Source organism: Prauserella halophila (assembly GCF_024171895.1).
Taxonomy (GTDB): domain Bacteria; phylum Actinomycetota; class Actinomycetes; order Mycobacteriales; family Pseudonocardiaceae; genus Prauserella; species Prauserella halophila.
In genome coordinates, this window is record NZ_JAMTCQ010000008.1 from 456,831 (window position 1) to 472,753 (window position 15,923).

Sequence of the window (15,923 nt, forward strand, 5' to 3'; positions counted from 1 at the left end):
GGGGAATCGGCCGCCGCGGCGCCGCATCCCACGGTGTGAACAAGCGCACGCCCGCCGCTGCACCGGCAGGCCTATCCTGCGCGTATGCAGCAACAGGCAACCGCGGCGCTGGCGCCGTTCATCACGACGATCGACCACGTGGGTGTCGCCGTCGCCGACCTGGACGAGGCGATCGCGTTCTACCGCGACAGCTTCGGCCTGGAAGCCACGCACGTCGAGGTCAACGAGGAGCAGGGCGTGCGCGAGGCGATGCTGCACGCACCGGGCGACGAGGGCGGCACCGCGGTGCAGCTGCTCGCCCCGTCGCGCGAGGACTCGACGATCGCGAAGTTCCTCGACTCCAAGGGACCGGGGCTGCAGCAGCTCGCCTACCGGGTCACCGACGTCGAGGCCGCCGCGGAGGCGCTGCGCGGCAAGGGGTTGCGGATGCTGTACGCCGAGGCCACCCGCGGCACCGCGGACAGCAGGGTCAACTTCGTACACCCCAAGGACGCGGGCGGCGTGCTCGTGGAACTGGTGCAGCCCGCCTGACACCGGCGCAGTCCGCCTGGCTCGGCGGGCCGGCGATGCGCTCACGGCGTTGGCGGCAACGCCGTGAGCGACGGTGTCCCGGCCGCTAGTGCTGGCCCGCCATCCGATGTGCTGCGCTGGCCACCGGCACCGCCGCCGCGCCCACGAGCACGGTCAGCGCACCGATGATCCAGGACGTCCACGCCGCGCCGGTGAGGGCCGTGTAACCCATCACCCACGGCGACACGAACGCCAGCGCACCGAGTACCACTTGGATTCCCTCGCCGACGATCATGCCGGGCATGGCCAGTGAGACCACCCCGTCGATGGCGATGAGTGCGCCGAGCACGGACATGGTCCACGCTGCCGCGGCCCCGGTGCTCATCCAGAGCGGAGACAGCGCCAGTACGGCGCCTGCTACGACCTCGGCCCAGTCGTGCGGCCGGGTCCACGCACGTGCCGGATGGGTCGATGATCCGGCCATCGTGATCACCTCCTGGAGGTCGGCCCACAACGAGCACACCGACGTGCCCGTTGCCGGGGACGACCGCCGGACCACGCGCCGGCAGCTGCGCCGGTGGACCGGCCTGCCGAACGACACGGTGACGACGGCGGCCCCTGACCTCAGCATGCGCCTCGGCCGGCCCCCGGTCAATCCCGGCGCGATGGTCCGAACATCCCCGTTTACCCAGCGCACGACGGAGTCGGCGCGAGATCGGCAGGCACGTTCCTGCGCGGCTGTGAACCCGATGTGAAGCACCACGACGCCACGAGCGCATTCAGCGGCGTGGCGATCAGGCGTGCGGTTAGGGTGGGGACATGAGCCTTGGCGACGAACGGGATCTCGTGCCACTGGGGGCCGGCTTCGACTTCGAGAAGCGCGGTTACAGCCGGGCACAGGTCGATGAGCATCTGGAACGGCTGGACGCCGATCTGCGGATGCTCACCTCCGACCGCGACGCGGCGATCTCCCAGGCAGGCGACCTGGCGAAGCAACTCGAATCGGCCCGGGTCGAGATCGACGATCTGCGCGGTCAGGTCGAACGGCTCGCACAGCCGCCGACGACGATCGAGGGACTCTCCGAACGCCTCCAGCGCATGCTCCGGCTCGCTCAGGAAGAGGCGGCCGACACCCAGGCGCGCGCCGAGGCCGAGGCCGGGCACATCCGCGCCAAGGCCGAGGCGGACGCCAGCGCGATGCGCGCCCGCTACGAGCAGTTGCTGACCGAGCTCGCCGAACGGCGCCGCGAGATGGAGGCCGAGCACCGCAAGGTGATCGCCGACGCGCGCACCGAGGCCGACTCGATCGTCACCAAGGCCACGGAGGAGCGCGACCGGCTCGACACCGAGGCCGAGCAGCGCCGCACCAAGGTCGAAGAGGACTTCGAGATCGCGATGGCCACCCGTCGCACCGAGGCGATGCGCGAGCTGGCCGAGCAGGAGGCGGCGAGCAAGGCCGAGGCCGAACGCCGGATCCGCGAGGCCGACGACGAGGCCGCGGCGATCCGCACCGCGGTCGCCGAAGAGGAGTCCGAGGCGAAGGCCGACATCGAACGGCGGCAGCGCGAGTCCGTCCAGGACGCCAACCGGCGCAAGCAGAACTCGATCAGCGAGGCCAACGCCCGCGTGGCCGAGGCGACCGACGAGGCCAATCGCCGGGTGCGCGAAGCGACCGAGGAAGCCAACCGCCGCGTGCACGAGGCCACCGACATCGCCCAGCGGCGGGTGGCCGATGCCAAGGGCAAGGTCGAAGCGCTGCGCACGCTCCGGCACAAGGTCGCCGACCAGGTCGTCTCCGCGAAGTCGATGCTCGCCGAGGTGGACTCGGCCATCGAGGGCAAGCAGTCCGGCTCGGACTCGTCGCTGGCCAAACGCAACGGACGGAAGGCCCATGCGGGGGCGTCGGCGGGTCCGTCGGCAGCCGAGGCGACTCACGAGTAGGTACGGTGTGGCCCCCGGCACGGGGACCGGCTACTGTTCGGCCTGCACTATCGTCGAGGTTCACTGAGCTCGCTGGAGGACCGAGAAGCATGGCCGCTTACCAGACCGTCGTCGTGGGCACGGACGGTTCCGATTCGTCCTACGCCGCCGTGGATCGCGCCGCCGCCGTCGCGGCGGACGCCGGTGCCACGATCGTGATCGTGTGTGCCTTTTTCCCCGCGAGCAAGGACGAGGTCCTGCGCGCGCAGGACGAGTTGGGCGACGAGGCATACCAGGTCGTCGGATCCGCACCCGCCGAGGACACACTGCAGTCGGCGCGGGACCGCGCCGTGAAGGCCGGCGCCCGCAACATCGACACGATCGCCGTCAAGGGCGAGCCCGTCGACGCACTGCGCGACACCGCTCAGGAGCGTCGTGCCGATCTGCTGGTCGTCGGCAACCGCGGACTCAACACGCTCGCCGGCCGCATCCTCGGCTCGGTGCCGTCCGAGGTCGCCCGGAAATCCGGCGTCGACGTGCTGATCGTGCACACCACATAGGCCGCCCGTGGACGAAGCGCTCGCGCGCCGGCTGGAGCGGCTCCTCCTCGACGGCAAACGCAAGTACACGCGACTGCAGGTCGCCGAGAAGGCCGGTGTTCCTGCCGAGCGGACGAAACAGCTGTGGCGTGCGCTGGGCCTGGCGACCGCGGCAGACGACGACGTCGTGTTCACCGACGCCGACGTCGAAGCCGTGCACATCGTCGACCGGCTGGTGACGGCCGGACTGCTCGACGAGGAACTCGAGACGTCGGTGGCCCGCGCCGTCGGCCTGCATCTGTCACGGCTGGCCGAGTGGCAGGCCGACCTGCTGTGGTCGATGATCGCCGACAACCCGAAGTTGGCAGGCGACCAACGTCGTATCGGCAAGCTCGTCGAGAGCGTGCTGCCGGAGCTGGAGCAGGTGCAGAACTTCGTCTGGCGTCGCCATCTGGCCGCGTACTCGGCACGGCTGCTGACCACCGCGGACGAGGAACCGGAGTCGCGCACCGAGGTCGTCGGGTTCGCCGACATGGTCGGCTACACGCGGATGACCCGGCGGGTCGACGAAGCCGAGCTGAGTGCCGTACTGGACCGGTTCGAATCGCTCGCCTCGGACATCATCGCCGATCGCCACGGCCGGATCGTCAAGATGATCGGTGACGAAGTGCTGTTCGTCTGCGACGAGCCCGCCGACGCCGCCGAGATCGCCCTGACGCTGTCCGAACGGGCCGGCGAGGACGACGAGCTGCCGCACGTGCGCGTCGGCATGGCAGCGGGCCGGGTGCTGGGGCGGTTCGGCGATGTGTACGGCCAGGTGGTGAACCTGGCGAGCAGGCTGACCTCACTCGCCCGGCCTGGCACGGTTCTGGTGGATCGCGACCTCGGCCGCGACCTGGCCGGGTTCGACGACTACGACGTGCGGTCCCGCCGCAGCACCTCGGTACGCGGCTACAGTCGCCTCCGTCCCGGTGTGCTGCGGCGCGCGGGTACCGCCCGCCGGATGCCGGGCGGTCAACAGTTCGCGGCCGACCTGCTGGGCCTCAACCGGCCGGACGACGCCGACCGCGACGACTGACGGGGCACCGGCCGGCGCTGCACCGGCCGGCGCTGCACCGGTCGGCGCTGCACCGGTCGGAACGGCACCGGTCGGAACGGCGCGGGCCGGCACTGCGCAGGCGAGCGCTGTGTCACGCCCGCCCAGCCCGCGTGCGGTCCGCGGGCCGCCGGGTCGCCCGGCGGCCTGCGGATCCGGCAGGGTGCGGCCTGCGCTACTTCTTCTGGTACCGCTCGCGGCGCACCGTCGCCTTGCGGCCCTTGATGCTCGCGCCCTTCAGTGCGGCGATCACGTCCTCGGCCGCGCCGGACGGTACGTCGACGAGCGAGAACCGGTCGGCGATGTCGATGGCGCCGATGTCACGGCCCCGCAGCTGCGATTCACCCGCGATCGCACCGACGAGATCCTGCGGCCGGACGCCGGACGTGCGACCGACACCGACGAACAGGCGCGTCATGCCCGGACCGACGGCACGGCCGCCCTTCTGTTTGCCGCCGCCCGCACCACCGGCCTGACCGCCGTCGCGTTTGCCGCCGCGCTTGCCGTCGGCGGGCGGCCACGCCTTCACCTCCGGAATTTCTTCCTCTTCGGTGACCGTGCCGCCCGCCTCGTGCGCGAGTTTGACCGCCGCGAGCGCGATCTCGACGACGTCGTACTCGTCGGCCAGGGGTTCGACGACCGACCGGAACCGGTCGAGATCGGCGGTGTCCTGCAGTGCCTCGGTGAGCGAGGAGCGGGTCTGTTCGAGTCGCTGCGCACGCAGGTCCGCGATCGTCGGCAGCTTCTTGACGGCGATCTTGTGGCCGGTGACGCGTTCGATCGTCTTGAGCATGCGGTGCTCGCGCGGCTCGGCGAGCGTGATGGCCGTGCCCTCGCGGCCTGCACGGCCGACCCGGCCGATCCGGTGGGTGTAGGACTCGGGCGCACTCGGCACGTTGTAGTTGACGACGTGGGTGAGCTGGTCGATGTCCAGCCCTCGCGCGGCGACATCGGTCGCGACGACCAGGTCGGCGCTCGATCCGCGGAGGCGTTCGACGACGCGATCGCGTTGCAGCTGGTTCATGCCGCCGTGCAAGGGTTCGGCCCGGTAGCCGCGACCGTTGAGCGTTTCGGTGAGCGAGTCCACCTCGTCACGGGTACGGCAGAACACGATCGCCGCGGCCGGTGATTCGACGTCCAGGACGCGGCCGAGCGCCGCGGGCTTGTGCCCACGGGGTACGACGTACGCGGTCTGCGTGATCAGCGAATCCGCGCCGTCCGCGGTGCGCTGCCTGCCCACGCTGATGTGGGTCGGGTCGGAGAGGAATCGCTTGACGAGGCCGTTGATGCGCGGCGGCATCGTCGCGGAGAAGAGCATCGTCTGCCGCTGGGTCGGCATCTCGGCGAAGATCGCGTCGATGTCCTCGGCGAAGCCCATGTCGAGCATCTCGTCGGCCTCGTCGAGCACCGCCATGCTCAATTCCGCCAGCGAGAGCGTCCCTCGTGACAGGTGGTCGAGCGCACGGCCGGGGGTCGCGATGACCACGTCGACGCCGCGTTCGAGCGCCTTGAGCTGCCGGCCGATGGGCTGCCCGCCGTAGATCGGCAGCACCCGCGTGCCCAGTTCGTTGCCGTAGCGGTGCAGCGCTTCGGAGACCTGCACGGCGAGTTCGCGGGTGGGCGTGAGCACGAGAGCCTTGGGGCCGGGACCCTTTCCGTGGCCCGTGATGCGCTGCAGGATCGGCAGCGCGAACGCCGCCGTTTTGCCCGTGCCGGTGGCGGCCTGCCCGACGAGGTCGCGACCCGACAGCACCGGCGGGATCGCCTCTCGCTGAATGGGCGTCGGCTCCTCGTAACCGAGCGCCGACAACGCGGCGAGCAGCTCCGGTCGCAGGTCCAGATCGGCGAACGTCACACCCGCCTCGCCGCCCGCGGCATCCGCGGAGGTCTCGGCGTCGGCGGAGGTCTCCGCGGAGCTCTCGGCATCCGCGGGGTCCTCGGCGTCGGGCGAGTCCGCCGACTCCTCGGGGTCGGCTGCGGCAGCGGTGGTGTCGGTGTCGGCGGTGTCTGTCGTGGTCGCCTCGATCGTCGTCGCCTCGATCGTCGTCGGCTCGGTGGCGGTCGACTCGGTGGTCGTCGGGTCCGCGGCGGGATCGTTGTCGTCCGGGGCCGCGGCGCCGGTGGCGCTATCGGTGCTGTCGCCGGTGTCGTTCACTGTGGTGGACCTTCCTGATCCGGGGAATGTGCGGCGACGCCACAGCCGTGACATCCCCGACAGAGGTGACCACCGACCGCAGGTACTGCGGCGGTGGAAGTGCGTTCACCGCGACGCCGGGAGTACGGCGTACTGGCGGACGTACAGGTCGGTGTAGGTGACCGGGCCGCGAGGGCCGGGCACACGGTCCAGGTTGATACCCGTCTCCGGGACTCCGAGCAGCTTGAAGCCGTCGAGCAGCCGGGTCGGGGCGTTCCAGAACACGCCGGTGCCCTGATAGCCGTCGAAGAACGCCTCGGCCGCAGCGGAGTCCTCGGTCGCGATCCCGGCGGCGAGACCGGAGGTCTGCTCGTTGGCGATCGTCACAGCCTCGGTGAGGCTGCCGACCTGCGCCACGGTCACGGTGGCCTCGCTGTCCGAGTCGAGTGCCCACTCGTAGCCGATCGCGTGCTCGTGCGGCGGCAGTGACGGCGTCACCTCGCGGCCGGCCAGCGCCTCGGAGACGACCGGCCACAACCGCTCGTACACGGCGGAGTGGACCAGCAGCAGGTTGAGCCGGTTGCACACGCCGAGCCGATCGAGGCTGCCGCTGACGAGACCGGCGACCGTGTCGGCGTCGGCAGCCTCGTCGACGTAGAGCACACCGCCGCCGTCGGCGTGCGCGAGCGTGCGCACGCCGTGCGTCGCACCCTCGGTCGCCAGCGCGCGTGTGGTGTCGCCGCTGCCGCGCAGGATGACGAGCGGCACGAGGTCCGGCAACTGCACGAGCGCCGTCGCGGCCTCCCGTTCGGTGCGCGGAACGAGCTGCACGACGCGGGCGTCGATACCGGCCTCGGCCAACGCGGGCGCGACGACGACCTCGATCAGCCGCTGCGCCGAACCCAGCGCGGCCGAGCCGGTGCGCAGCACGCCGGCGTTACGCGACTTGACCAGCTGCGACGCCACGTCGACCGTCACGTTCGGCCGCGCTTCGTAGTTCGCCCCGAGAACGCCCACGGGCCTGCGCCGCTCGACGAGCTTCAGCCCGTCGTCGAGGGCGGACACCTCGACCGAACGCTCCTGGTGCGGCGCGCCGGCGAGCAGCCGGAGCTGGTCGGCCATCCCGGCCAGCCGGTCCTCGGTGAGGGTGAGTCGGTCCAGCAGGCCGGCGCTCATGCCCTCGGCCCGGGAGCGGGTCACGTCCGCGTCGTTGGCGGCGAGAAGGTCGTCACGGTGCTCGAGCAGGCGCTCGGCCATCACGGTCAGGGCCGTGTCGATCGCCTCGTCCGATGCGGTCGCCAACGACGGCGCCGCGTGCTTCGCCGCCCGCGCGCACTCTCCGACAGCCTTGGCGACCTCGTCCGTCACAGCCAGCGCCCTTCCCCGCTCACGCGGGCACCGAGCCCGCATTCGTACGCACCGTCATCGTCACGGTGTCGACTCCTCAGTGTGCCCCACCGCCGGTGCGGACCCACGGCCGGTCCCGGGTCGGGCGCCTGCTCAGGCGGCTACAGCGGTCCACCGACGGCCGGGTCGACGAGCAGCATGCCGCCCATGACGGCGCAGCCTCCGATCAGGACGCCGAGCACGAGCAGCCACAGCGCGGCCGGCAGGCCGGTCAGCCGGGCGAGCTGGTCGATGTCCGAATCACGGGCGGCACCGCGACGGCGCTTGCTCTGCAGTTCGAACAGCGGCCGCACCGCGCCGAGGACCAGGAACCACGTCATGACATACACGAACACCGCCTGCACGCCGGGCGGGGCGAACCACGCCACGGCAGCCAGCACCGCCGCCGAGGCCAGTACGGAGAAGATCCCGTAGGCGTTGCGGATGAGGATCAGCACCCCGAGCAGCAGTACCGCGGCGACGCCGAGGACCGCCGAGAGCTGCTCGGCCCACACCAGCCACGCGAACAGCAGTCCCAGCAGCGCGGGTGCGGGATATCCGGCCACCGAGGTCAGCACCATGCCCGGACCGTGGGGGCGGCCTCGGGAGACCGTGACCCCCGAGGTGTCCGAATGCAGCCGGATGCCCTGCAGCCGCCTGCCCACGACGAGCGCGGCGAGGGCGTGCCCCGCTTCGTGGACGATCGTCAGCACGTTGCGCGCCAGCCGCCACGGGGTTCCGGACAGGACCAGGATCAGCGCGGCCACGCCGCTGATGAGGATGATGGCGCCCGCCGTCGTGACGTCCAGGTCGAACGCCCGGGTGATGTCGTCGATACCGTCCTGCACCACGCCAGCTCACCACAACGGGTATCGGATCACGGTGACGCCCTGGCACGGCCGCCCCGCAGCATCGCGGCGGCCCTGATCACGAAGCTCGCCCAGCTCCGGTACGGCCGCCATCGCTCGGCCACCTCGGCGGGCGGGTGCGCGTAGAGCTCGCGCATCGCCGCCAGCAGGAGCCGGTCGTGTGCCGGGAACACGTCGGGATGCCCTGCGCCGCGGGCGACGATCAGCTCCGCGGACAGTGGTCCGATTCCCGGCAGCTGCGCGACCAGGTCGATCGCCTCGGCGGGGTCCATTCCGCGCAGCGCGGCCGCATCCAGCAGGCCGGATTCCGCCGCCTCGGCGACGATCGCCAGCCGGTCGCGTTTGTCTGCCGACAACCGGGTCGCCGACGACACCGCACGGAGCTCCGGCGGTGATGCGATCACGACCCGGCTGCGGCCACCGACGGGGACCACCCGGCCGTGCCGCGCGAGAACCCGCGAGTACATGTCGACCGCCTGCTCGGTCCGCAACCCCTGGCAGACCACGGCCCAGCAGGCCGCTTCGTACGGCGATCCGAACAGAATCGGCCGCATCCCCGGACCGGCCCGCCGGATCCCGTCGAGCGTGGCGTCCCGGCCCGCAACGGCCGCGAACGCGGCACCGTCGCAGTCGAGCGAGAGCATGCGGCGAACCTGTGACACCACCCGGTCGACGTCGGCCTGCGACACACCTCCCTCCCGAACCGTGCCCTCCCGAACCGAGCCCTCTCGAACCGCGCCGTCCCGATGCTCGCGGAGCCGAGTCACGGGGATCCCCGGCTCGCCGTCCGGACCCACCGCGGCAGGTGCCGCGGCCCGCTCTCCCTCTGCCATCTCTCCCCCTGCGGTATCCGCGCCATCCGGACCCCGGGCCGTCGCCGCGTCCCCCACCCGCAGTTCCAGCATCACCGGCGAACGTCGCCGCACCTGCACCCCGACCGGGCGCCAGGTGCCGTCCAGCAGGAAGGCCAGGCGCAACTCGTCGACGCCCCACAGGTCCGCGCCCACGGCGGGCGCGGACACGTGCGCGACGCTGCCCGAGACAGCCAATTCGATGTCGTCGCAGGTCGCCGGTTCGAGCTGCGTCGTGACCGCCGGATCGCGCCCGCCCGCTGCGACCGCGACCGCGGCCGGCAGCCGCAGCGGACCGGACCGTGTGCTGCCGGATCCCATCGCGTCCTCACTTCCCGCCCGTCGATCGGGGCATCGTCGTCATTCCAGGAGTGATTCGAACGCTAGAGCGATGAATGACGGATCGGTACCGAAGATTCCCCGGAATGCGGCCGTTTCCCGGGGACGTGGCACGAGTGTCGACTTCTGTTCGCCCCGGCCCGCCGCGAACGGTCCCCTCGTGACGCAGCAGCGGCCTCCGCCCCGCAGGCCCCGCCCCGCACGACCCGCCCCCACTTCGCCCGCCCCGGCGCCGGCGACCGGCCGACCCGGCGTGCTGACACGGCGAACGGCGGCGCGTGACACACGCCGCAGGCGGTGCGCGTTAGTGTGGCCCGGTGAACGACCGTCTAGTCTGGATCGACTGCGAAATGACGGGACTCGATCTCGCGACCGACGCGCTGATCGAGATCGCCGTACTCATCACCGACGCCGACCTCAACGTGCTCGACGAAGGGCTCGACCTCGTCATCCACGCCGACGACGACGCACTGGCCGCCATGCCGGACGTCGTGGCCGAGATGCACGAGAAATCGGGACTGACCGACGAGGTGCGCCGCTCGACGATCACCGTCGCCGATGCCGAACAACAGGTGCTCGACCACATCAAGCGCTTTGTGCCCGACGCACAGACCGCTCCCCTGGCCGGCAACTCCATCGGCACCGACCGTGGCTACATCGCGCGCGACATGCCCGCCCTCGACGCCCACCTGCACTACCGCATGGTGGACGTGTCGTCGGTCAAGGAGCTCGTCCGCCGCTGGTACCCACGCGTGTACTACGCCAAGCCGGAGAAGGGCCTCGCCCACCGCGCCCTGGCCGACATCAAGGAATCGATCGCCGAGCTGCGCTACTACCGGACGACGGCGTTCGTGCCCCACCCCGGCCCGAGCAGCGATGACGCCCGTGCCGCAGCGGAGAAGATCACCACCACGGCGTGACCGCTGTCCGCCCGGCCCACCCGTGGTGGACCTCCCCGAAACCGCGCGGGAGCGGTGCGCTACGATGTGTCAGCCGAGCCGCTCAGCGACTCGCATGGTGGATGTAGCTCAGCTGGTAGAGCACCTGGTTGTGGTCCAGGAGGTCGCGGGTTCGAGCCCCGTCATTCACCCCACACAACTGCAGAGCAAGCAGTAAGAACCCCGGAGGCGTTCCCTCCGGGGTTCTTTGTCGTCCCCACGAATCCACGAGGACAGCTGCACTCGGCCCCCGGGAGCGCGGCCCCCGGGGGCCTGCCCGTGTCCGGACCTCGCCGTCGTCAGCTCTCGTCCGAGGTCCACTCGTCCCACGACAGCTGCCACACGCTCCAGCCGTCGGTCGGTTCGAGCGTCTGCTCACCCGCGTTCCGCACCGTGATCAGGTCCCCCGGTTTCGAGTTCTCCATCATCCACTCGGCATCCTCCGGGGCCAGGTTGATGCACCCGTGACTGGTGTTGGTGTTGCCCTGATAACCCACCGACCACGGAGCCGAGTGATAGAAGATGCCCGAGTACGACATCCGGGTGGCGTACTCGACCCACAGCCGGTAGCCGTCACCGCTGTCGGTCGGCACACCGTAGGTGCTCGAATCCATCGTGTAGCCGTGGTGCTCGCTCATCACCGTGTACGTGCCGTTCGGCGTGGACGAGGACGGCTTGCCCATCGAGGTCGGCATCCGCCTGACCCGCTCGCCGTCGACGAACACGGACATGTGGTGCGACTCGCCGTCCGCGATCGCGGTCACCTTGCGGCCGATCTCCAGCGAGGCCTGCTGATCCTCGGCGCCGTACATGCCGTCACCGAGGTGCTTGCCGTAGATCCCCGCATCGACGGTCACCTTCGTGCCCGGCTCCCAGTGCTCCTTCGGACGCCACGTGACCTCGGAGTCGCTGCGCCAGCGGAACGCGCCCTCGGTGTCGTTGTCGCTGCGGATCCGCAGTGTCTTCTCGACGCGCTCACGGTCCGGGATGTCGGTGCTGAACGTGAACACCAGCGGCATGCCCACACCGACCGTCTGACCCTCCTGCACGTTGAGATACACCTCGGCCTGACTTCCCGGCACGACCGTGGTGAACGTCGCTTTCTCCGTGACGGTCTCACCGTCGTCACCCTCGGCGGTCGCCTGCAACGTGTACGTCTTGCCGTACCCCAGCGCCTCTGCCGCCCGCCACGCGGTGTCCTCCAGCCTCGTCCCGCCGTCGACGACGGTGCCGTCCTCGCCCACCAGCGAGGCATCGGTGATCGTGCCGTGCTGCACCGTCGCCGTGAACGCACCACCGGGCGCCACATCCTCGGCACCCGGCTTCACCGACAGGTCGAGCTCGGCCTGCTGCGGCGGCCGCGTCGACTCCGGGGAGCCGCCTCCCGGGCCCGCGTCCTGTTCCTGCGCCGCGGACGTGCACCCCGTGACGAGCACGCCCCCGACGGCCATGATCGTTGCCAGCCGTACCCACCTGCCGGGTCCGGCCATCCCCCAACGCCCCATCGACAACCTTCCAGTTGACGTTGCCAGTCCTTGCGCGAATGCCGCCAGTCTGCCGGATCACACCCGGCGAACAGGGCGGCAGTAACACGAGTGAGACGCACGAGCGCCCCGATTCGTTGTCATCGCCTCAGCCCCGCGCCCCGGTCACGACGGGGACGGCCGGAGCCGGAGGGGGGCCGTTCGGGGCCGATACGCACCGTGCTAATCTTTTTCCCGTCGCCAGGGAGACCGGGGACGCCAGGCCGACTGGCCGGAGCGACCGGGTCTTCTTTCTCGTGACGCGCCGTTAGCTCAATGGCAGAGCAGCTGGCTCTTAACCAGCGGGTTCGGGGTTCGAGTCCCTGACGGCGCACCACAGCCCCAGGCCATCGGCCTGGGGCTCTTCTTTTCGGGATGCGATTCCCGACCGGGGACACGGCGCTCGGAACAACGCCGTGTCCCCGGTACCTCTCCACGAGGCCTCCGCCCCACCCGGGGCCGGGTGGTATGAACCACCCGGCCCCCGGGGCGAGTACCCGGCGGAGTCGCTGTGACGTCGTCGCACGTGCCTGCGTCCCACTACCGGACGGCCGGTGCGGTGCCGGTGTCCGGCGACGGCGCGGGCGAGGCGTCGTCGTCAGACCGCCGCGCCGACCTTGGCACCCGGGTCGCTCGCCGTCGCTCCGGTGTCGCTCAGCAGCGGTGGTGCGCTCGGGGCGTGCAGCACTCCGTCGTCGAGCAACCCCTCGGTGCGTGCGACCACGGTCGGCACCGCGATCTGGCCCGCGACGTTCGTCGCCGTGCGCATCATGTCCATGATCGGGTTCACCGAGTAGATCAGCGCGATACCCGTGGCGACCTGCGCGGGATCGAGCCCGATGACCGTGCCGGTGAGGGTCAGCGCGGTGAGCCAGCCCGTCGTACCCGCGGTCGCGAGCGCACCGAACACCGCCACGACGACGATGCCGAGGTACTGCCCGGCACTCAGTGACACCCCGGAGATGTTGGCGATGAAGATCGCACCGATGGCCGGGAACACCGCAGCGCAACCATCCATTTTGGTCGCGCTCGCGAGCGGGGTCGCGAAGGCGGCGTAGCCGGGATCGACGCCGAGATTCACCGTCGTCTGCCGGGTCAACGGCAGCGTCGCACCCGAGGACTGCGACACGAACGCGAACTGGATCGCCGTCCACGCCTTGCCGAAGAACCGCCTGGGGCTCACCTTCGCCACCACCCGCAGCAGTACCGGGTAGACGACGAGCATGACCAGTCCACTGCCGACGTACACGGCCGCAGTGATCGACAACAGCGGGCGGAACAGCGAGTCGCCGTACTCGGCCACCGCCGCGCCGACCAGACCCAGAATGCCCAGCGGCGCCAGCCGCACGATCCAGCCGAGGTAGCGCTGGATGATCTCGAACACGCTCGTGACGACGTCGACGAACGGTGCGGCACGCTCCCCCAGGCTGTACGCCGCGGCGCCGATCACCAGCGCCAGGAACAGCACCTGCAACGTCTGCCCCTCGGCGAACGCGGCGACGAAGTTGTCCGGCACGATGCCGTCGAGGAACGCCGTCCACGACCCCCACTCGCCGACGCTGCCCGCGGCCTTCTCGGCGTTCTCGGCCGTGGCCTCGACCCCGCCGAGACCACCGCTGCCCGGGGCGAACAGCAGCCCGACGCCGATACCGATCAGCACGGCGATCAGCGACGTCGTTGCGAACCACGCAACCGTCTTACCGCCGAGCCGCGCCGCCGTGCGCCCGCCGCCGAGTCCGCGCAGGCTGTTGATGCCGACGATGATCGCGGTGAACACCAGCGGCACCACCGCGATCTGCAGCAGCGTGGTGAAGATCGAACCGAGCTGGTCCAGCACCTCCGCCAGCCAGGTCGCCCCGGTGACGCGGGCCATCGCGCCGAGCCCGGCACCGAGGAGAAGGGAACCGATGACCGCGGACGCGAAGACCGCGGGTTTCGTATACGCGCGCAGCAAGGACACGAAGTCGCTCCGAAGACGAGTGTGCCGACAGATCCGGTATCGACAACGCCTGCTGCGCACCGGCTCTTCCTGGTCCCAGATCGTGGAACCGGCCGTGCCGGCAACGCCGCCGTACCCGACCACCCGCCACGGCGCGGCGCCGACGACGATCCCCCGCCGCCGTTTCCGCCGGCGTCAACTTCCGCCGGCGTCAACCGCGCCGGGACCGCATCGCCAGCTGGAGTTCCAGCAACAGACGGTCGGAGGGATCACGCAGGTCCAGCCCCGTCACCTGTTCCGCACGACGCAGCCGGTACCGCAGTGTGTTCGGATGCACCCGGACGCGTTCGGCCGCGCTGCGAACGTCACCCCGGCCCGTCAGGAACGCCGCAGCGCTGGCTCGCAGCTCCGTGCCGTGCCGGTCGTCGTAGGCACGCAGCGCGTCGACCCGCGGGTCGTGCAACTCCGGCCGCGCGCCGACCAGGTCGAGGATCTCGCCCAGCAGCACCGCCGTCCGGGATTCGGCGAGCGTCGTCACCCGCCCCTCCGGCGGGGTCGCCGCGGTGCCGTCCAGCACCCGGTCCACCTCGGCGCGCGCGGCCGCGACGTCGCCGAGGTGCGCGACGCCTCCGGCGATCGCGGCCCGCAGCACCACCGAACGGGTCTCTTCGAGCGAGCCGACCAGCTGGCGTGCCCACGCGGCCACCGCCTGTCCGGAGGTGTAGCTCGGCAGGAGGACGTAGGCACGGTCGTCGAGCATCGTGGTCACCGAGTCCCGGCGGAAGGCGCTCGCGTGCAGCCGCAGCACACTGCCGACCCGGCCGAGGTGCCCCGGCCCCGAGGCCGCGAATCCGAGCACCGCCACCGGGCCCGCCGACGGCAGGTTGAGCGCACCGGCCAGCGACGGAACGTCCACGCCCTCGCCGTGCAGGCCGAACAGCCGCTGGATGAGCAGTTCCTCCGTCGAGGGCGCGTTGTGGGTGCGCACGATGATCCGTGCCGCGATCGCCGCGGCGCCCCGCAGCACGTCGGCAGCATCGGAGGAGAACGGCTTCTCCCCCTGCTGCAACCAGATCGACCCCAGTGTGCGGCCGGTCTCGCCGTCGTCGTCCGGTTCGTGGATACCGACGACCAGCCGCCGTTTCGTGCCCAGTTCGGCACGGGCGGGCACGTCGACGACCTCGTCACCGGTGCGCAGCCGGTCGTAGACGCCCCACCGGTGCAGCACCCGCAGGTAGTCGCGCGGGCCTTCCCGCCCGAGGATCGAGAGCGTGCGCAGCTCGTCCGCGGTCTCGTCGGACGGGGAATGGGCCAGCACGCGCGAGGCGGCGTCCTCGATCGAGACCATGCCGCCCGCGTTGCGCGCGACACTCTGCGCCAGATCGAACAGATCCGTGTCGGCGGCGAGCAGGTCCGGATCGGCGGGCGCGCTGTGCCGGGGACTGCGGTCGAGCATCCACTGCACCCGCGGGAAGACGTGGTCCCAGCGCGCCCGCGGATGCACCTCCACGAACGCCACCCCGGCGATCCGTGCCGCCTCGCGGACGTCCGGTGACGTCGTCTTCGACAGCACGGCGCGCGGCCGCAGGCTCACCGAACGACCGGTGAGCGAGGTGAAGTAGGCCAGTGCCTCGTCGTCGCGGACGCCGACATGCACGCACACGTCGGGGGCCGCGGACGCCACGTCCCCGGCCGCTCCGCCGTCCCCGGTCACTCCATCGTCCCCGGCCACGCCGCCGTCGACGGCGAGGTCCGCTCCGTCGACGAGCGCCACCGACGAGACCACCGCGTGCGGATCACCCACGACCGCAGTCACGACGGCGGTGTCGAGCGCATCGACGAGTTCGCGCAGTGTGATCGCCCGCCCGTCATCGGTCAT

The 15,923-nt window shown here is 71.1% G+C and carries 13 protein-coding genes and 2 tRNA genes; 7 read left to right on the forward strand and 8 right to left on the reverse strand.

Going from position 1 to position 15,923, the window contains the following annotated elements; all coding sequences use genetic code 11:
• Positions 1–84 precede the first annotated feature (84 nt).
• Complete coding sequence (mce, locus tag LY41_RS02355) at positions 85–531, forward strand: methylmalonyl-CoA epimerase (RefSeq protein WP_253862151.1); 447 nt, start codon at positions 85–87, stop codon at positions 529–531.
• 85 nt (positions 532–616) lie between these two features.
• Here mce and LY41_RS02360 read toward each other — a convergent pair whose 3' ends face one another.
• Positions 617–994, reverse strand: coding sequence for an SPW repeat protein (locus LY41_RS02360; RefSeq protein ID WP_253862152.1), 378 nt, complete (start codon positions 992–994; stop codon positions 617–619).
• A gap of 335 nt (positions 995–1,329) precedes the next feature.
• Between LY41_RS02360 and LY41_RS02365 the strand changes: the two genes are divergently transcribed.
• The 3 genes from LY41_RS02365 (at position 1,330) to LY41_RS02375 (ending at position 4,047) form a co-directional block, all read left to right on the forward strand.
• Positions 1,330–2,451 (forward strand): coiled-coil domain-containing protein, encoded by a 1,122-nt coding sequence (locus LY41_RS02365; protein ID WP_253862153.1) that lies wholly within the window; start codon positions 1,330–1,332, stop codon positions 2,449–2,451.
• Positions 2,452–2,540: 89 nt separating this feature from the next.
• Positions 2,541–2,990, forward strand: coding sequence for a universal stress protein (locus tag LY41_RS02370; protein WP_253862154.1), 450 nt, complete (start codon positions 2,541–2,543; stop codon positions 2,988–2,990).
• A 7-nt stretch (positions 2,991–2,997) separates the two neighbouring features.
• The gene (locus LY41_RS02375; RefSeq protein WP_253862155.1) at positions 2,998–4,047 is read left to right on the forward strand and encodes an adenylate/guanylate cyclase domain-containing protein; all 1,050 of its coding nucleotides are present in this window, start codon (positions 2,998–3,000) and stop codon (positions 4,045–4,047) included.
• Between the two features lie 193 nt (positions 4,048–4,240).
• On the opposite strand, the gene LY41_RS02380 is transcribed toward LY41_RS02375, so the two are convergent.
• The 4 genes from LY41_RS02380 to LY41_RS02395 all read right to left on the reverse strand — a co-directional run bounded on the left by LY41_RS02380 (position 4,241) and on the right by LY41_RS02395 (position 9,626).
• Positions 4,241–5,920, reverse strand: a complete 1,680-nt coding sequence (locus tag LY41_RS02380; RefSeq protein ID WP_253862853.1) for a DEAD/DEAH box helicase — start codon at positions 5,918–5,920, stop codon at positions 4,241–4,243.
• A gap of 405 nt (positions 5,921–6,325) precedes the next feature.
• The gene (locus LY41_RS02385; RefSeq protein ID WP_301296471.1) at positions 6,326–7,609 is read right to left on the reverse strand and encodes an aldehyde dehydrogenase family protein; all 1,284 of its coding nucleotides are present in this window, start codon (positions 7,607–7,609) and stop codon (positions 6,326–6,328) included.
• Between the two features lie 98 nt (positions 7,610–7,707).
• The gene (locus LY41_RS02390) at positions 7,708–8,436 is read right to left on the reverse strand and encodes a M50 family metallopeptidase (RefSeq protein WP_253862157.1); all 729 of its coding nucleotides are present in this window, start codon (positions 8,434–8,436) and stop codon (positions 7,708–7,710) included.
• 26 nt (positions 8,437–8,462) lie between these two features.
• Complete coding sequence (locus LY41_RS02395) at positions 8,463–9,626, reverse strand: DNA-3-methyladenine glycosylase family protein (protein WP_253862158.1); 1,164 nt, start codon at positions 9,624–9,626, stop codon at positions 8,463–8,465.
• 335 nt (positions 9,627–9,961) lie between these two features.
• Between LY41_RS02395 and orn the strand changes: the two genes are divergently transcribed.
• Both orn and LY41_RS02405 read left to right on the forward strand, forming a co-directional pair.
• The gene (gene orn, locus LY41_RS02400) at positions 9,962–10,564 is read left to right on the forward strand and encodes an oligoribonuclease (RefSeq protein WP_253862159.1); all 603 of its coding nucleotides are present in this window, start codon (positions 9,962–9,964) and stop codon (positions 10,562–10,564) included.
• Positions 10,565–10,661: 97 nt separating this feature from the next.
• A tRNA-His gene (locus LY41_RS02405) sits at positions 10,662–10,737 on the forward strand.
• 144 nt (positions 10,738–10,881) lie between these two features.
• Here the strand turns inward: LY41_RS02405 and LY41_RS02410 are convergent.
• Positions 10,882–12,087, reverse strand: coding sequence for a L,D-transpeptidase (locus tag LY41_RS02410; RefSeq protein WP_253862160.1), 1,206 nt, complete (start codon positions 12,085–12,087; stop codon positions 10,882–10,884).
• A gap of 280 nt (positions 12,088–12,367) precedes the next feature.
• On the opposite strand from LY41_RS02410, the gene LY41_RS02415 reads away from it, so the two are divergent.
• Positions 12,368–12,442 (forward strand) — tRNA-Lys (locus LY41_RS02415).
• 261 nt (positions 12,443–12,703) lie between these two features.
• Here the strand turns inward: LY41_RS02415 and LY41_RS02420 are convergent.
• Both LY41_RS02420 and LY41_RS02425 read right to left on the reverse strand, forming a co-directional pair.
• Positions 12,704–14,065 (reverse strand): dicarboxylate/amino acid:cation symporter, encoded by a 1,362-nt coding sequence (locus tag LY41_RS02420; RefSeq protein WP_253862161.1) that lies wholly within the window; start codon positions 14,063–14,065, stop codon positions 12,704–12,706.
• Positions 14,066–14,255: 190 nt separating this feature from the next.
• Positions 14,256–15,923 carry a PucR family transcriptional regulator gene (locus tag LY41_RS02425; protein ID WP_253862162.1) on the reverse strand — a complete coding sequence of 556 codons (1,668 nt, stop codon included), beginning with the start codon at positions 15,921–15,923 and terminating at the stop codon, positions 14,256–14,258.

Coding starts and splice junctions, on each gene's coding strand:
- LY41_RS02385 (WP_301296471.1), bottom strand. CDS start 7,609: ATGCGGGCTCGGTGCCCGCGTGAGCGGGGAAGGGCGCTGGCTGTGACG.
- LY41_RS02395 (WP_253862158.1), bottom strand. CDS start 9,626: ATGGGATCCGGCAGCACACGGTCCGGTCCGCTGCGGCTGCCGGCCGCG.
- LY41_RS02370 (WP_253862154.1), top strand. CDS start 2,541: ATGGCCGCTTACCAGACCGTCGTCGTGGGCACGGACGGTTCCGATTCG.
- LY41_RS02410 (WP_253862160.1), bottom strand. CDS start 12,087: ATGGGGCGTTGGGGGATGGCCGGACCCGGCAGGTGGGTACGGCTGGCA.
- LY41_RS02360 (WP_253862152.1), bottom strand. CDS start 994: ATGGCCGGATCATCGACCCATCCGGCACGTGCGTGGACCCGGCCGCAC.
- LY41_RS02425 (WP_253862162.1), bottom strand. CDS start 15,923: ATGACCGATGACGGGCGGGCGATCACACTGCGCGAACTCGTCGATGCG.
- LY41_RS02365 (WP_253862153.1), top strand. CDS start 1,330: ATGAGCCTTGGCGACGAACGGGATCTCGTGCCACTGGGGGCCGGCTTC.
- mce (WP_253862151.1), top strand. CDS start 85: ATGCAGCAACAGGCAACCGCGGCGCTGGCGCCGTTCATCACGACGATC.